Annotated in this window: 17 protein-coding genes; 10 read left to right on the forward strand and 7 right to left on the reverse strand. The window is 57.5% G+C overall.

The genetic code is table 11. The features are described 5' to 3' along the window. Window positions 1–62: 62 nt before the first annotated feature. Complete coding sequence (glpD, locus tag L861_RS04380) at window positions 63–1,568, forward strand: glycerol-3-phosphate dehydrogenase (protein ID WP_016415351.1); 1,506 nt, start codon at window positions 63–65, stop codon at window positions 1,566–1,568. A gap of 34 nt (window positions 1,569–1,602) precedes the next feature. Here the strand turns inward: glpD and L861_RS04385 are convergent, their stop codons facing one another. Further along, the gene (locus L861_RS04385; protein WP_016415352.1) at window positions 1,603–2,982 is read right to left on the reverse strand and encodes a class II fumarate hydratase; all 1,380 of its coding nucleotides are present in this window, start codon (window positions 2,980–2,982) and stop codon (window positions 1,603–1,605) included. Window positions 2,983–3,167: 185 nt separating this feature from the next. On the opposite strand from L861_RS04385, the gene L861_RS04390 reads away from it, so the two are divergent. Continuing rightward, window positions 3,168–3,536, forward strand: coding sequence for a phasin family protein (locus tag L861_RS04390; protein ID WP_016415353.1), 369 nt, complete (start codon window positions 3,168–3,170; stop codon window positions 3,534–3,536). 123 nt (window positions 3,537–3,659) lie between these two features. Here L861_RS04390 and L861_RS04395 read toward each other — a convergent pair whose 3' ends face one another. Next, the gene (locus tag L861_RS04395) at window positions 3,660–4,343 is read right to left on the reverse strand and encodes a helix-turn-helix domain-containing protein (protein WP_021029103.1); all 684 of its coding nucleotides are present in this window, start codon (window positions 4,341–4,343) and stop codon (window positions 3,660–3,662) included. Between the two features lie 293 nt (window positions 4,344–4,636). Here L861_RS04395 and L861_RS04400 point away from each other — a divergent pair, with 293 nt between their 5' ends. Then, entirely contained in the window at window positions 4,637–5,215 is a 579-nt protein-coding gene (locus L861_RS04400; protein ID WP_016415356.1) for a hypothetical protein, read from the forward strand. A 97-nt stretch (window positions 5,216–5,312) separates the two neighbouring features. On the opposite strand, the gene fnr is transcribed toward L861_RS04400, so the two are convergent. Then, window positions 5,313–6,068, reverse strand: a complete 756-nt coding sequence (gene fnr / locus L861_RS04405; protein ID WP_016415357.1) for a fumarate/nitrate reduction transcriptional regulator Fnr — start codon at window positions 6,066–6,068, stop codon at window positions 5,313–5,315. Between the two features lie 271 nt (window positions 6,069–6,339). Between fnr and L861_RS04410 the strand changes: the two genes are divergently transcribed. The 4 genes from L861_RS04410 (at window position 6,340) to ehuB (ending at window position 9,011) form a co-directional block, all read left to right on the forward strand. Continuing rightward, complete coding sequence (locus L861_RS04410) at window positions 6,340–6,918, forward strand: NnrU family protein (protein ID WP_016415358.1); 579 nt, start codon at window positions 6,340–6,342, stop codon at window positions 6,916–6,918. Between the two features lie 66 nt (window positions 6,919–6,984). Next, window positions 6,985–7,536 (forward strand): carboxypeptidase-like regulatory domain-containing protein, encoded by a 552-nt coding sequence (locus L861_RS04415; RefSeq protein WP_016415359.1) that lies wholly within the window; start codon window positions 6,985–6,987, stop codon window positions 7,534–7,536. A 47-nt stretch (window positions 7,537–7,583) separates the two neighbouring features. After that, window positions 7,584–8,009 (forward strand): secondary thiamine-phosphate synthase enzyme YjbQ, encoded by a 426-nt coding sequence (locus L861_RS04420; RefSeq protein ID WP_027947431.1) that lies wholly within the window; start codon window positions 7,584–7,586, stop codon window positions 8,007–8,009. 135 nt (window positions 8,010–8,144) lie between these two features. Continuing rightward, window positions 8,145–9,011, forward strand: a complete 867-nt coding sequence (gene ehuB, locus L861_RS04425; RefSeq protein WP_016415361.1) for an ectoine/hydroxyectoine ABC transporter substrate-binding protein EhuB — start codon at window positions 8,145–8,147, stop codon at window positions 9,009–9,011. 21 nt (window positions 9,012–9,032) lie between these two features. Here the strand turns inward: ehuB and hda are convergent, their stop codons facing one another. After that, window positions 9,033–9,734 carry a DnaA regulatory inactivator Hda gene (gene hda, locus L861_RS04430; protein WP_016415362.1) on the reverse strand — a complete coding sequence of 234 codons (702 nt, stop codon included), beginning with the start codon at window positions 9,732–9,734 and terminating at the stop codon, window positions 9,033–9,035. Further along, window positions 9,731–10,807, reverse strand: a complete 1,077-nt coding sequence (locus L861_RS04435) for an AI-2E family transporter (RefSeq protein WP_016415363.1) — start codon at window positions 10,805–10,807, stop codon at window positions 9,731–9,733. Before L861_RS04435 ends, hda begins: the two co-directional genes overlap by 4 nt. A gap of 139 nt (window positions 10,808–10,946) precedes the next feature. On the opposite strand from L861_RS04435, the gene purM reads away from it, so the two are divergent. Next, complete coding sequence (gene purM, locus L861_RS04440; RefSeq protein ID WP_016415364.1) at window positions 10,947–12,038, forward strand: phosphoribosylformylglycinamidine cyclo-ligase; 1,092 nt, start codon at window positions 10,947–10,949, stop codon at window positions 12,036–12,038. Then, on the forward strand, window positions 12,035–12,781 hold the full coding sequence (gene purN, locus L861_RS04445) for a phosphoribosylglycinamide formyltransferase (RefSeq protein ID WP_016415365.1): 747 nt from the start codon (window positions 12,035–12,037) through the stop codon (window positions 12,779–12,781). Before purM ends, purN begins: the two co-directional genes overlap by 4 nt. 175 nt (window positions 12,782–12,956) lie before the next feature. Here purN and dcd read toward each other — a convergent pair whose 3' ends face one another. Next, window positions 12,957–13,523 carry a dCTP deaminase gene (gene dcd / locus L861_RS04450; RefSeq protein ID WP_016415366.1) on the reverse strand — a complete coding sequence of 189 codons (567 nt, stop codon included), beginning with the start codon at window positions 13,521–13,523 and terminating at the stop codon, window positions 12,957–12,959. A gap of 127 nt (window positions 13,524–13,650) precedes the next feature. After that, window positions 13,651–14,451, reverse strand: a complete 801-nt coding sequence (gene apbC / locus L861_RS04455) for an iron-sulfur cluster carrier protein ApbC (protein ID WP_169513684.1) — start codon at window positions 14,449–14,451, stop codon at window positions 13,651–13,653. Window positions 14,452–14,652: 201 nt separating this feature from the next. On the opposite strand from apbC, the gene L861_RS04460 reads away from it, so the two are divergent. Then, window positions 14,653–15,297: a phosphoribosyltransferase gene (locus tag L861_RS04460; protein WP_016415368.1), complete on the forward strand. Its 645-nt coding sequence runs from the start codon at window positions 14,653–14,655 to the stop codon at window positions 15,295–15,297. Window positions 15,298–15,343: the final 46 nt, after the last annotated feature.

Here is a 15,343-nt window from a genome sequence, read left to right on the forward strand (position 1 = left end):
GTCATCTTCCCCGGCTTGAGTCATTCCAGCCGCAGGAGCGTTAGTCAGCAACGGAGTCAGCCATGGGTAAGTCTCAGCAACAGGAGCTTTTCGATATCTTCGTCGTCGGTGGTGGCATCAATGGGGTCGGTATCGCCAACGATGCTGCGGGCCGAGGTCTCAAGGTCGGGCTGTGCGAGCAAGCCGATCTTGCAAGTGCCACCTCATCGGCTAGCAGCAAGTTGATCCATGGCGGACTCCGTTATCTGGAGCATCACGAATTTCGTCTGGTGCGCGAAGCCTTGCGCGAACGTGAGGTGCTATTGAAGAAAGCGCCACACATCGTTTGGCCCTTGCGCTTCATCCTGCCTCACCAGCCCCACCTGCGACCGGCCTGGATGATTCGCGCCGGCTTGTTCCTCTACGATCATCTGGGTAAGCGAGACAGCCTGGCTGGCTCACGTCGCCTGCACTTCGATGCCGCGAGCGCTTTGAAGCCAGAGCTTACCCAAGGTTTCGAATACTCCGATTGTTGGGTAGACGACGCCCGTCTGGTGATCCTCAATGCTTTACAAGCCCGAGAGCAAGGCGCCAAAATCCTGGTCCGTACGCGCTGCATCGAGGCTCGCGAGGAAAACGGTCACTGGTTGCTGACCCTGGAAAACAGGGATACCGGCCGCCAATCCCAGCGACGCGCCAAGGTACTGGTCAACGCTGCCGGCCCTTGGGTGGAAAGTTTCATTCGCCGCGAAACCGATCGCCAGTCGCGCTATGGCATCCGTATGATCCAAGGCAGCCATATCGTCGTGCCGCGCCTCAATACCGACGAACGGGCCTACATCCTGCAGAACCGCGATGGGCGAATCGTCTTCGTGCTGCCCTATCAGCAGGACTTCAGTCTGATAGGCACCACCGATCGGCGCTACATCGGCGACCCCGCCCAGGTGACTGCCAGCGACGAAGAAGCCGATTACCTACTCGAGGTGGTCAATGCCCACTTCAAGCAGCAACTCGACCGCAATGACATCATCACGACGTTCAGCGGTGTACGCCCCTTGTGCGACGACGAATCCTCCGATCCCTCGGCCATGACTCGCGACTACACCCTGGACCTGGACAGCAAAGGAGCGCCCTTACTGTCGGTCTTCGGCGGCAAAATCACCACCTACCGCAAGCTTGCCGAGGCAGCATTGGCTATGCTGCGCCACAGACTCCCCACAATGGGCTCGCCCTGGACCGCCACAGTTCCCTTGCCGGGTGGAGACATCGGCAACCAACGGGATTTCACTGCACGCTTGGTGCGTGATTACCCCTTCCTGGGAGAAAGCCGTGCCCGGCGCTTCGCCGCCAGCTATGGCAGCCTATGTCTGAATTTCCTGCAGGAATGCCATAAACTGGAGGACTTGGGTGAAGACTTCGGTGCAGGCCTGACAGCCGCCGAGGTCGATTATCTCATCGATCACGAGTGGGCACGCGATACCGACGACGTATTATGGCGGCGCACCAAACTGGGACTACGCCTGGAAGCGCCTCAGCGTCAGCGCCTGAGCATGCACATCGCGGCGCATCGCCAGGCGCAAGCGGCCTGAGACACACCGCGGCGCTCTTCGGGCTTTTACCCTATCACTCTGGAATGCCTCCCTCCGTCAGCCTGGCGGGATCGAGCAAGCGTTCCAATTCCTCGCGACTGAGATCGGTCTGCTCTTCGGCGACTTCAATGATCGGCCGCCCGGCCTGATACGCCTGCTTGGCTATGGCCGCAGCGGCGTTATAACCGATCACCGAGTTCAGCGCTGTCACCAGGATCGGATTACGGGCCAAAGGCTCCCGAATGTTGTCTTCGCGTACCGTGAAGCTGGCAATGGCGCAATCGGCCAACAAACGGCTGGTATTGGTCATCAGAGTGATCGAGGTCAGCAAGTTGTTGGCAATCAGCGGCAGCATCACGTTCAGTTGGAAGTTGCCGCTCTGACCGGCCACTGTCACTGCACTGTCGAGCCCGATCACCTGGGCGGCAGCTTGGGCGGCTGACTCAGGAATCACCGGGTTGACCTTGCCCGGCATGATCGAGCTACCCGGCTGCAAGGCTTCCAATTCGATCTCGCCGAGTCCCGCCAAGGGACCGGAATTCATCCAGCGTAGATCGTTGGCGATCTTCATGACCGTGCAGGCATAAGTACGCAAATGGCCGGAAAGCTCCACGGCAGCATCCTGTGATGCCAGGCTCGCGAAAAAACTATCATTAGGAACGAGCCGCAGTCCGGTTTGTTCGCTCAACGCTTTCGCCATCCGCTCGGCGAATTCAGGGTGGGCATTGATGCCAGTTCCCACCGCTGTGCCGCCTTGCGCCAATCGCCCGAGGCGCTCTTGACCGCTTGTGAAACGCTCCATGGCTTGCGCCACCTGGCTCGACCATCCCCCCAACTCCTGACTCATGCGTACTGGCATGGCATCCATCAGGTGAGTGCGGCCGGTCTTGACCACCGCACTCACCTCGTCCGCCTTGGTATCGATGGTTACTCGCAGATGCTCTAGAGCAGGCAGTAGAGATTCCTTTACCGCCAATGCTGCCGACAAGTGGATCGCTGTAGGAATCACATCATTGCTCGACTGCCCCATATTGACGTGATCGTTGGGACTGACTTCAAGCCCGTCTTTCGACGCCAAGTGTGCAATCACCTCGTTGACGTTCATATTGGACGAGGTCCCCGAACCGGTCTGAAACACGTCGATGGGGAACTGATCGTCATGCGTCCCCTCGATGATGGCTTGTGCTCCAGCAATGATCGCCTCGGCGCGTTGGCTATCCAGCAGCCCAAGTTCGGCGTTGGACTGCGCGGCTGCCCATTTGATGCGTGCCACCGCATGGATGAAAGCACTAGGCATTGCCTGCCCGCTGACAGGAAAATTATTGACCGCCCGTTGAGTCTGTGCGCCATACAGGGCACTGGCAGGAACGTCCAACTCCCCCATGCTGTCGCGCTCGATCCGGGTATCACTCATGACCGCCTCCCATACTGATGCATTAACCCATTGTTCATACAAGGATTGCGCTGGAGTTGATGGCTTTCAAGGAATTTTCTTCGGAGTTGGCAAACCGCCATGTTGCAACGCAGCAAAAGCTTTGTTATTGTGCACTGCAACGAAGGTCAAATCCCTTCGTATCCTGATATCTACGGAGGTGTACCATGAGCAACGTCAACTTCGAGAAAGCCACTGAGCAATTCGAAACTTTCTTCTTTGGTCCGGCCCGCGCCTACGCGGCTCTGAGCCTCGATTACAGCGAAAAGCTGATCGGCGCCCAATTCGAAGCCACCAAGGCTTACACGGACGCCAGCCTGAAGCAGGTGCGCGCATTCTTCGACGTCAAGGACGCCGATGGCTTCCAAGCCTATGTCGAAGACCAGAAAAAGACCGCCAAGGACCTGAGCGAGCGCTTCAAGGGTGACGCCGAAAAAGTCGTGGCCCTGAACCAGGAATTCGTTCAGAAAGGTCAGAAGCTGGTCGAAGACAACGTCAAGACCGCTTCAAAGGCAGCGACCCAAGCGACCAAGTAACATCAGGCGCTCACAGGATAGGATCCCGTTCTGTGTAAACGCTGAATATCAAAAGCCGCTGGTCTTCGACCAGCGGCTTTTTGTCATGAAAGCGCATCATTGGCAATTCATCGACGCCGTCAACTAGGCTCCACTTCGCCGACCGCTGGCTTCAGCCAGCCGGACAAGCCCTTCCCAGTCGAGAATATGAAAGTCACGCCCACGGGATGTGAGTAGTTCCTGCCTATGGAAGCGTGCCAAGGTGCGACTGACGGTCTCCACTGTCAGCCCAAGATAGCTGCTGATATCGCTGCGCGACAGCGCCAACCGGAACCTCGAAGGCGAATATCCGCGACGTCGGAAGCGCTCCGATATGGCAACGAAGAAGTAGGCCAGGCGTGCTTCTGCGGTCCTGCGCAGCAACAGCCGCAACATCAGACGTTCATTGTGCACTTCCTGGCTAAGATTGCGGCACAACTGCTGACGCAACGCCGGGAGCTGTGCCCCTAATTCACTGAGGCGCTCCTGCGGCAACTCACTCACTGTGGTGGTCTCCAAGGCCAGGGCGGTCCCCGGATAGACATTCTGGCCGATGGCATCCAGCCCCACTAAATCCCCCGGCATCGCATAGGCCGTGACCAGAGACTCATCGGTATTGGTGGTCGAAACTTGCTTTAGGCTACCTGAACGTACCAGAAACAGGCCTGTGAACGACATTCCCTGCTTGAACAACGCATCACCTTTTCTCAGCAGCGTATACGTCTGAGTATCATGGAGTTCGGGAATGTCCTCCAGTGGCAGTCCCATAGGCAAATATAAGCAGCTCATATTTTTGTACGCTTCATCCCGACACGCCCCTACAACCGTTTTCTTGGAGCGCCGGCATTCACTGCGCGACGCTTGAATTGTCGCATTCTACGTGCATCATTAGTTTCGTAATTTGACGGCTGTCATATGAAGTGTCGGATTGCTACAAAAAAACCACACTTGCTTCCGCAGCATCTACTCCCAAGTTGATTCATGTCATGGCAGGCAGAGCCGCTCCCACCTAGATTGCATTCTGTTGATACCCCCCCGAATTGCCGGGCTACCGAACATGACTAACAACGGGACAACCAACCATGCTCGACTTGACAGCACTCACCTTCTTGCCACAGGAGCAGCTCTCCCTGGCCAGCGCACATGAGCGCCAGGAAATGCATCGCTATCGCCGGCTCGCCTTGAGCTTCCTGCCCAACGCCCCCCATATCAGCCGGCTGATGGTGGCGCTGGGCAAGGAATCCGAGCAACGCCTTGACGCCCTACGCTGTGTCGCCGAACAGCTGGACCTAAGTGCCTGTGTCGCCCCCATCGATGCAAAGGAAAAAATGTCCCTCACGACCGCCCAGCAGCACTTCTTCATCATTGATGATGTTATGGCAGGCGAGGTACTGGAAAAGGCTCTTGAGGCTGCTCAACACGCATGGTATTTCGCCGGGCGCCTGCTGGAGACCAACGCCACCCCGGAGTTGCACGGACCCTTTCTAGCCTTCGTCGATCAAAAATATGCAGAATGCCGCATCCTCAGTGAATGTCTCGAGCAGTGGGAGCCTAATTCACAACGAGCGCAGACCACGCCAGCCCACCACTGGGCAAAAGTGGCATGGCTGACCCTTGCGTCACACAGTCAACCCAGCATGGTGGCTCCCACACGGCGTTAGCCTGTCTTGGAAGGACACTCCTCGGTCCACCAACCTAAGCATTGCGCCAAATGTCCTCAGGCACTGACTCAGTGCCTCGAGGCAATGCCAGGCCTTTTCAGCCAGCCGCTCCCCGGCGCCCGCTAGCCTCGGTCAAACGACTAAGCCTCTCCAAGTCGAGAATGTGGAAATCGCGACCGTGGATATCGAGCAATCCCTGCTGTTGATATCGCGCCAAGACACGGCTGACAGTCTCCACCGTCAGCCCCAGGTAATTGCCAATCTCCCCTCGCGACATGGCCAAGCGGAAGCGATAAGGAGAGTAGCCTCGGCGCCGAAAGCGTTCGGACATGGCAAAGAAAAAGCATGCAAGACGCACATCGGCTGTTCTGCGCAGCAATAGGCGCAACATCAAACGCTCGTTGTGCACTTCCTGACTCAAGTTTCGATGGAAACGCCGTCTCAGTTCAGGAAGGCTTGCACAAAGATCATCGAGACGTTCGAACGGCAACTCGCAAACTGTCGTGGTTTCCAGTGCCACGGCACTACCTGGATAACTCTTCTCGCCAATGGCATCCAGGCCGACCATTTCACCCGGTAGGAAAAAGGAGGTAACCAGATATTCATCGGTTTCCGTGGTGGTGACCTGTTTGAGGCTACCGGAGCGTACCGCGAACAGGCTGGTAAAAGGCATGCCTTGAAGAAATAGCGCCTCGTTCTTTCTCAGCATGGCCAAGGGTTGGGCAATGTCATTGAGTTCAGCGATCTCCTCCAGAGAAAGTCCCTGGGGAAGACAGAGGGAGCTCAAGTGACAGGCCCGGCAATCGACATTTTGCTGGCTGGCAAAGCGCAATACATTGCTGGGACTCGTCATGATCAGCCTCTACGTTCACTGTGTCCCTTAGAGTATGGAAGAATTACGCTGGGACGACCGTGCGAGTCCGCCATTCTCGAGCCTGAAAACCTTGGTGCTTTGGTAGCCCCTGCTACGCTGTTTGATATTTTTCACGGTCGATATGTCTAAGCTTCTTTTCCCAGTAGTGGCGCTTGCTCACAGCCACCGAACCAATAAAATTCCGAAATAGGCTAGAATTGCTCTGCCAACCAACACGGCCATGGGCCGACTGACCAGGGATTCTCTTACCATGACGGTAATGCTTCTCGGCCTATTGCTATTTCTGGGAGCGCACTCCGTGCGTATCATCGCCGACGACTGGCGCCAAGCTCAGATCGAGCGCTTCGGCGCCCCTGCATGGAAAATCGCTTATTCGTTGATTTCTGTCATTGGTCTAGCCTTGGCCATCTGGGGATTTGCCATGTCACGAACAACTCCCATCATGATCTGGCAGCCCCCCATGTGGACCCAGTACCTGGTGGCATTGTTGATGATCCCCGCCTTCATTCTGCTGGTCTCCACGTATGGCCCGACGAGCCATATTCGTAGTGTCGTGGGGCATCCGATGATGATCAGCGTGAAGTTATGGGCGCTTGGCCACCTGCTGGTTAACGGACGCCTCGGCGATATCCTCTTCTTCGGCGCTTTCCTGGTCTGGTCCATAGCCGCCTTTCGTGCCGCCCGCAGGCGCAACCGTTTGGCCGGAAAGCCATTGGCCATCGGTCGTTTCCAGGGTGATGTCATCGCCGTCGTGGTTGGCCTGACCCTCTATTTCTTGTTCGCCTTTCATTTACACGTTCGGGTTACCGGAGTACCGGCACTAGGATGATGGGATCTCACGCTGCGCAAGGAATGCGATAGGATACAAGTGAGGATCATCACGCAAGAGGGAATCATGCGCCGCTACCTGACCCTACTGATAACCGGAGTCATACTCACCGGCTGCCAAGCCATGGGGCCTGGCGTGGACTCAACGCCACAACGGGTCGAGATCATCGAAAGAGGTGACGAACGAGGGGAGCAACCTTCGCCCTCGGGACGGATTGCCCGACAAGTCCCCTTCCCCGAGCAGGAATATGCCGCGCTGTCCAAACATGGCAATGCCACGATCAGCGGTCGCTTGTACTACACGGCGCCTAGCGGCGATCGGGTTTATGGGGTCAACGAGGTCGTTTCCATCGCTCCAGTGACCACCTATTCAGCCGAGGCCGCGGAAGCAGCCCTGGCAGGCAAGGCCATTGAGCCCGCCGACCCTCGTGCGCGAGAGTATACCCATCAGGCCCATACTGACGGCCAAGGGTATTTCACTGCCAACGGGCTGCCCGCCGGTGATTATTATGTCGCAGGCAGCGTCCGTCTACCCGGCGCCAATGGACGCAGCCCTATCATCATCCACCAAGTGCATGTCGGGGCAGGCCAGACGGCGCGCGTGACACTGAACCGATAAATGTCATGACCGTCGCCTTGCCGGCGGTTATTCTGGGAGGCCAATCGATGTGGGAGCAACGGCAGATACGCCTGACACCACGCTCGCGAGGATTCCATTTGATCACCGAGGAGATCGTCGATGCCTTGCCACGCCTGGCCGAAGTGAAAGTCGGCTTGCTGCATCTGCAACTCCTGCATACCTCGGCGTCATTGACCCTGAATGAAAACGCCGACCCGGATGTTCGCCACGACATGGACGCCTTCATTCGCCACCTGGTCCCTGGCGATCTGCCCTACTTTCGCCACACACTGGAAGGTCCAGACGACATGCCGGCCCACGTCGCCGCCAGCTTGTTCGGTACGCAGCTAACACTGGCAGTGAGAGAAGGCCACTTGGCACTGGGGACCTGGCAGGGAATCTGGTTGGGAGAACACCGTGACCACGGAGGCGAACGTCGCTTGATAGCCACCCTTAACGGAAGCCTCGACTGACAGGCTCCTCGTTGGCAAGCCTTTCACCGACAACCTATGTTTAGGCCATGGGAGGATCGTCATGGGCTCGATGGTCAAGCCTGCGCGCATGTTCATCACCCCCAGGGCCCACTAGGCAAGGGAGATTTTCAGGTGATGCCATATCACACCAAGAAAAGAACGGCGCAAGTATCAGGCACGATATTACTGTCCATTCTATGTAGCACGGCCGTCAACGCAGCGACACTGGAGGAAATTCGCGAGCAAGGCAGCATTCGCATTGCGGTAGCCGATGAACCCCCCTATGGCTATCTGAATGAAAACGGCGAAGCCAAGGGAGTGGGGCCGGATGTGGCCAAACCACTTATCGAAGCGTTGGAAATCGACTCGATCGAGTGGGTATCGACCACCTTCGGCGACCTGATCCCCGGGCTGCAGGAAGGACGTTTCGACATGGTCGCCGCGGAAATGGCTATCCTGCCCGAACGCTGCCAAAAAGTGATCTACTCCGAACCGACTACCTCCTATGGGGAAGGGTTGCTGGTAGCAGCAAGCAATCCACAGGAGATCCATTCCTACTCGGATTTCGCTGAGCGTGACGACATCAAAGTGGCGGTTCTCGGCGGCGCCGATCAACGTGAAATCCTTCAAGCATTGGGAGTCCCCGAGTCCCAAATGGTCATCATCGACAACAATGCGGATGCCGTCGAGGCCATTACCAGCGGACGTGCCGACGCCTATGCCGCCACCGGTCTGACGGTCAGCGATTTGGAAGGCCGAGACCCACAACTGGAAGTGACGAGCAATTTCGTCGACCCCGTCATCAATGGCGAAGAGGTTCGTAGTTGGGGAGGCTTCACCTTTCCCAAAGACGCTGAATCGCTGCGCGACGCGGTCAACCGGGAACTGGCTCGTTACAAGAATACCGAGGCTTGGGAGCAAACCCTGACAGCATACGGCTTTACGCAAGATGACCTGCTGAACTCCTTTAAGTACACCACCGAGCAGCTCTGCAATAAATGAGGGCAGCACTGAATCGCTGTCTTACCAATCAAGCGCTTGCTTGACAAAAGGAATTGTCAGCTTGCGCTTGGCGGAAAGTGAAGCACGATCCAGAATTTCCAGCGCTTCGAAGAGTTCACTCAACCGTCGTGATCCACGATGCAAAATATAGCGAGCCACTTCGTCAGGCAGTTGCATGCCACGGACTCGGGCACGTAGTTTGAGAGCCTCGACACGCCCCTCATCGTCCAACCGCTGGACATGGAACGTCATCCCCCACGTCAGCCGTGAAGCCAAGTCAGGAAGCCGTATGTCGAGCTGACGAGGGGCAGCACTGGCAACGATCACCAATCGCTTGTTGGCATCGCGCAAGCGATTGAAGCAATGGAATAACGCCTCCTCCCAACGCTTGCGCCCCATCACAAAATCGAGATCATCAATGGCTACCAGATCGAGACGCTCAATGTCTTCGAGCATATGCGGCGGGAAATGGCCAAGTTCCGACAGAGGGAGATAGAGAGCCCGCTTATCGCGAGCACTGGCTTCATGGCAAGCCGCTTGCAGCAAGTGACTACGTCCGACGCCTTCCCCACCCCACAGAAAAAGGAACGGCTCTCCCCCTTCGTCGAGCTGGGCCTGCAGCCTGTCCACCAGAATGGCATTGCCACTGGACAGATAGTTGGCGAAGGTTGCGTCGTCACGCAGGCCCACACCGAGCGGTAGCTGCGCAGGCCCGGGGCTCATGAGGACTCCTCGTCTCGGCTGCCTTCTTGGGCAGAATCATATAATGTGCTGTTTTTATAGCGATCCTTGAGTTCGCGTAATAATACCATGATCACTGCCGCCACCGGCAACGCCAGCAGAACACCGGTGAAGCCGAACAGGTTGCCCCCAGCCAGCACAGCGAAGATGACCGCCACTGGATGCAGGCCAATCTTGTCACCCAGCAACTTGGGCTGTAACACGACGCTTTCAGCCACTTGTCCAAGACTAAACACTGCCACGACACCCAACAGGAGCAGCCAACTGCCCTCCTGAAAGAATGCGACGATCAATGCCACGCTGATGCCGACGATGAACCCCAGGAAAGGCACGATACTGGCCAACCCCGACATCATGCCAATCAGCAACCCAAAGCGGACCCCCAACAGTGTCAGTCCCACGGCATAGATCACCCCGAGGCACAGCATGACCAGCAATTGGCCGCGCAGGAACGCCGACAGCACTTCATCGCAACGTAGTGCCAGCCGGGTTACATCGGGTTCCCACGGACGTGGCAGCAGATTACGGATATTCTCCATCAACCGATCCCAATCAAGCAGCAGATAGAACGCCACCACCGGTATCAACGAGACATAAGTGATCCAGCCAATGAAAGCCATGCTCGAGCGCCCGACCCGTGATAGAAGCTGTGCAGCGGTGCCGCCCGCCTGCTGCCAATGCTCTGCCAGCACCGTCTGGACACCACCTAGTTCAGGTGTCACATCATAGCCGGTCCACTCTCGTACTTGCGGTGCCAGCACCGTCTGTACCCACTCAAAGATAATCGGCACCACCTGGCCGAACTGACGCAACTGTTGAGCCAGCAATGGGATCAGGATCAGCAGCGCCACAGAGAGTATCAGCAGCAGTATCAGGAACACGCCGCTAACGGCCACCGGGCGTGACGCCCCCCAACTCTCGAAGCGATCGGCCAGTGGGTCACCCAGATAGGCGACGATCATGCCAGCAAAGAACGGCATCAACATCGACTCGAGCTGAAACAATAACCACAGCACTCCCGCACCGGTAGCCAGAATCCACCAGTGTCTACGCATCATGCCTCCTTGGACTCATTTTTTACTCCTCTTCCCTAGGCGATTCACGCCATGCATCGACGATGCGGGCGGCGCCATGTGATGTTACAATCGACGCTTTCGATCACCCCTTTCCCCGCCGCTTTCGACAGGACTCGTCATGACCCGCAGCACGTCCGATTCCTCCCAACCCACTTCCACCCCGAAAACCTCGCTCAGCTACAAGGATGCCGGCGTGGATATCGATGCCGGCAATGCACTGGTGGAACGCATCAAGGGTGTCGCCAAACGCACCACTCGCCCCGAGGTGTTGGGTGGCCTCGGCGGGTTCGGCGCGCTATGCCAGCTCCCCAGCGGTTACAAGGAGCCGGTACTGGTTTCCGGTACCGACGGTGTCGGCACCAAGCTGCGCCTGGCCATGGACCTTGGCAAGCATGACACCATTGGAATCGATCTGGTCGCCATGTGCGTCAACGATCTGGTCGTGGCCGGTGCCGAACCGTTGTTCTTTCTCGACTACTATGCCACGGGTAAGCTCGATGTGGACATCGCCGCCGACGTGGTAACCGGTATCGGCGAGGGCTGTTCCCAAGCGGGCTGTGCCTTGGTTGGCGGTGAAACCGCCGAAATGCCCGGCATGTATGAAGGCAGCGACTACGACCTGGCCGGTTTCTGTGTCGGCGTGGTCGAGAAATCCGAAATCCTCGATGGCTCTCGTGTCGGGGAAGGCGATGTGCTGTTGGGCCTGGCCTCATCCGGCCCGCACTCCAACGGCTACTCGCTGATTCGCAAGATTCTCGAGCTCAGTTCTGCGGACATCGACAGCGAACTCGGCGGTGTATCACTACGTGAAGCCCTGCTCGCCCCCACCCGCATCTATGTTAAACCGCTGTTATCACTGATCAAGGACAGCGGTATTGCCGTACATGCATTGTCACATATCACCGGAGGCGGTCTGCTGGAAAACATTCCTCGCGTATTGCCGAACGACCTCACTGCTCGCATCGATACCAATTCCTGGGTTCGCCCAGGGATATTCGACTGGCTCCAAGCTCAAGGAAACGTTGCCGAGCGTGAAATGTATCGCGTGCTCAACTGCGGCATCGGCATGGTGGTAGTGGTGCCAGCCAAGGATGCCGACGCCGCCCGAAACCATCTCGAGCAGCAGGGCGAAACCGTTTATCGTCTCGGAGACATCGTCACGCGCAGCGGCCAGGAAGAACAGGTACGCCTGGAGAGTCTCGAAGCATGAGTAACGATCAGTACAGTAGTGACACTCTCACCGACTTTACACCGGAGACCACCGAGCCCCGCCGTGTCGTGGTGCTGATCTCGGGCAACGGCAGCAACCTCCAAGCGTTGATCGACGCACAGTCACACGGTGAACTGGGTGGCGAGATCGTCGCCGTGATCTCCAACCAGCCCAATGCCTATGGCCTGAAGCGGGCACGTGATGCGGGCATCGACGCCGTGGTCCTGCCACACCGGGAATACGAAAGTCGGGAGGCTTTCGATGGCGCGTTAATCAAGGTCATTGAACGCCACGAGCCTGACCTGATCGTACTGGCCGGCTTCATGCGCATTCTCTCTCCGATCTTCGTCCAACGCTTCTACGGGCGGCTATTGAATATCCATCCCTCGCTATTACCGGCCTACCAAGGGCTCGATACCCATGCCCGAGTGTTAGCCGATGGGGCCAAGGAACATGGCGCCAGTGTGCATTTCGTTACCGAGGAACTCGACGGCGGTCCGGTGGTAATCCAAGCCGCACTGGAAATTACCGAAGACGATAGCGTGGAGACCCTCAAGAACAAGGTGCACTCTCGGGAGCACTTGATCTACCCCATCGCGGTGAAGTGGTTCCTCGAGGGCCGGCTACGACTCGGTGCGGAAGGCGCAACCTTCGATGGTGTCCCCCTGCCACCGCAGGGGATGCGCATGTCGCATGCCGATGCCGCAGAGGAACTGGACGAGGATATCGGCGAGGAATCCTGAACCCATCGTGCAGCAAAGCTGCCCTCCCACGAGGGCTGAAGCTTGCACGAACGAGGTGGGAGCGAAGCTCTGCTTCGCGATAAGAGGGTGGCTCACCTCCTATGCCGGCCTGACGGCCGGATCGCGCAGCAGAGCTGCGCTCCCACCAAATCCTGCCGTCGGGTGGCAGGGTGACTCACGCCCTGGGCAACGTCACTCCGCGTTGTCCCATATATTTCCCTCCACGGTCCTTGTAAGACGTCTCACAAACCTCGTCGGACTCCAGGAACAGCATTTGAGCCACGCCTTCGTTGGCATAGATCTTGGCCGGAAGGTTGGTGGTATTGGAAAACTCCAATGTCACGTGCCCTTCCCATTCCGGCTCCAGCGGCGTGACGTTAACGATGATGCCACAGCGCGCATAGGTCGACTTGCCCAGACAGATAGTCAACACATTACGCGGGATACGAAAATACTCGACGGTACGCGCCAAGGCGAAGGAGTTTGGCGGGATAACACAAATGTCGCCTTTGATATCGACAAAACTCTTCTCATCGAAGGCCTTGGGGTCGACCACCGCTGAATGGATATTGGTGAAGACCTTGAATTCGTCGGAGCAGCGCACGTCATAGCCATAGCTGGACGTCCCATAGGAAATCACCCTCTGCCCTTCTACATGACGGACCTGGTCGGGCTCGAAGGGCTCGATCATGCCCTGGCTGTCCGCCATGCGGCGAATCCATTTATCGGCTTTGATGCTCATGGGGCGTCCTTGAATACGGCGTAAAAATCACAAATGAGGGTTTGTCCGAAACGCTGGCGATTTTCAGACAAAACCTAGGGCCGTTATCATAACGGCCCCCATAAAGATTACAAAGCGACATGCAATATCAGTCACCGAAGGAGATGCTGGGCCCTTCCGCTTGCTGGCTTTCGACACCTTCGGCCACCGCTTGCGCTACGCGCTTGAACGTTTGCGCCACCTCGCCGTCAGGTTCGGCCACCACCGTCGGTTTACCACCATCGGACTGCTCGCGAATTGCCATGGTCAGTGGTAGCTGGCCAAGCAACCGGGTCTGGTACTGAGCGGCAATGCGTTCACCCCCACCCGCACCGAAGATCGGTTCGCTATGCCCGCAGTTCGAACAGATGTGCAGGCTCATGTTCTCGACCACTCCCAACACCGGAACATTGACCTTGCGGAACATCTCGATACCCTTGCGGGCATCCAGCAAAGCAATGTCCTGAGGAGTGGTGACGATCACCGCTCCCGATACCGGCACCTTCTGGGCCAGCGTCAACTGGATATCGCCGGTACCTGGTGGCATGTCGATGAATAGGTAGTCCACGTTATCCCAGGCAGTCTGATTCAGGAGTTGCTGGAAAGCCCCTGCCACCATTGGGCCACGCCATACCATGGGCTCGGTCACGTCGACCATGAACGCCATCGACATGGCCTGAATGCCATGAGCTTCGAGGGGTTTGAATGTATTCTCACCCGCCTGCTGGGGCCTTACACCCTCTCCGATGCCCAGCATCTGTGCCTGACTGGGACCATAGATATCGGCATCCAGCAGGCCCACACGATAACCTTCAGCGGCCATCGCCAACGCCAGGTTGGCAGTCACGGTCGACTTGCCGACCCCACCCTTGCCGGATGCCACGGCGACGATATGTTTCACACCCTCGATCACGATTCACTCCTGTCTCGGACTTCAAGAACTTCTAGAGACAGTATAACCCGCCCGCCCGGCCTATAACCAAGTACCATGGTCAGCTTTATATTATGTGAGTTGCTACTCTGAATAATACCTGACCGTTCATGAGAACGAGCTTGACTTGTGTTGTGTCTCATCCTTAGCACTTCCAAGCAGAAAGGCAGGTGATAGCCCATGAGCAATAGTTTTCGTGATCGTAAGGACGCCGGCCAAGCACTGGCCGAAGCCCTGTCCCATTACCGTGAAACGCCAGATTTGCTGGTTCTCGGTCTACCACGCGGCGGTGTACCGGTCGCCTGGGAGGTAGCCCAGGCACTGGACGCCGAACTCGATGTATTGGTGGTGCGCAAGCTAGGGGTGCCCTGGCAGCCCGAGGTCGCCATGGGCGCTATTGCCGGTAACGGCGTGCGCGTCATGCATGACGACATGGTGCGTTCGCTGAATATCTCCCCAGACGATATCGAAGCGATCGCACGCGATGAAACGACCGAACTGGAACGTCGTGAAACCACCTATCGCGGCCACCGTCCCCCCTTACGTATCGAGGGACGCACTGTAATCGTGGTCGATGACGGCCTGGCAACCGGCGCCACCATGCAGGCCGCCGTGAAGGCATTGCGAGCCCAGTCACCAGAGCGCATCGTCGTCGCGGTGCCGGTCTCACCTCCCGATACCGCCGAGGATATGGAGCAACTCGCCGACGAGGTGGTATGCCTGATGCGTCCACCGGGTTTCGGGGCGGTAGGCCAATGGTACCAACGCTTCGACCAAACCAGTGACGAAGAGGTGCAGGCACTGCTTGGAACCTCGAAAAGCTAGTCTCCCGCGCCAACCGGCAGCTTGCCCTGAATGGCCATCATGCCTA

Origin of the sequence: Litchfieldella anticariensis FP35 = DSM 16096 (assembly GCF_000409775.1) — a bacterium.
Lineage (GTDB): Bacteria > Pseudomonadota > Gammaproteobacteria > Pseudomonadales > Halomonadaceae > Litchfieldella > Litchfieldella anticariensis.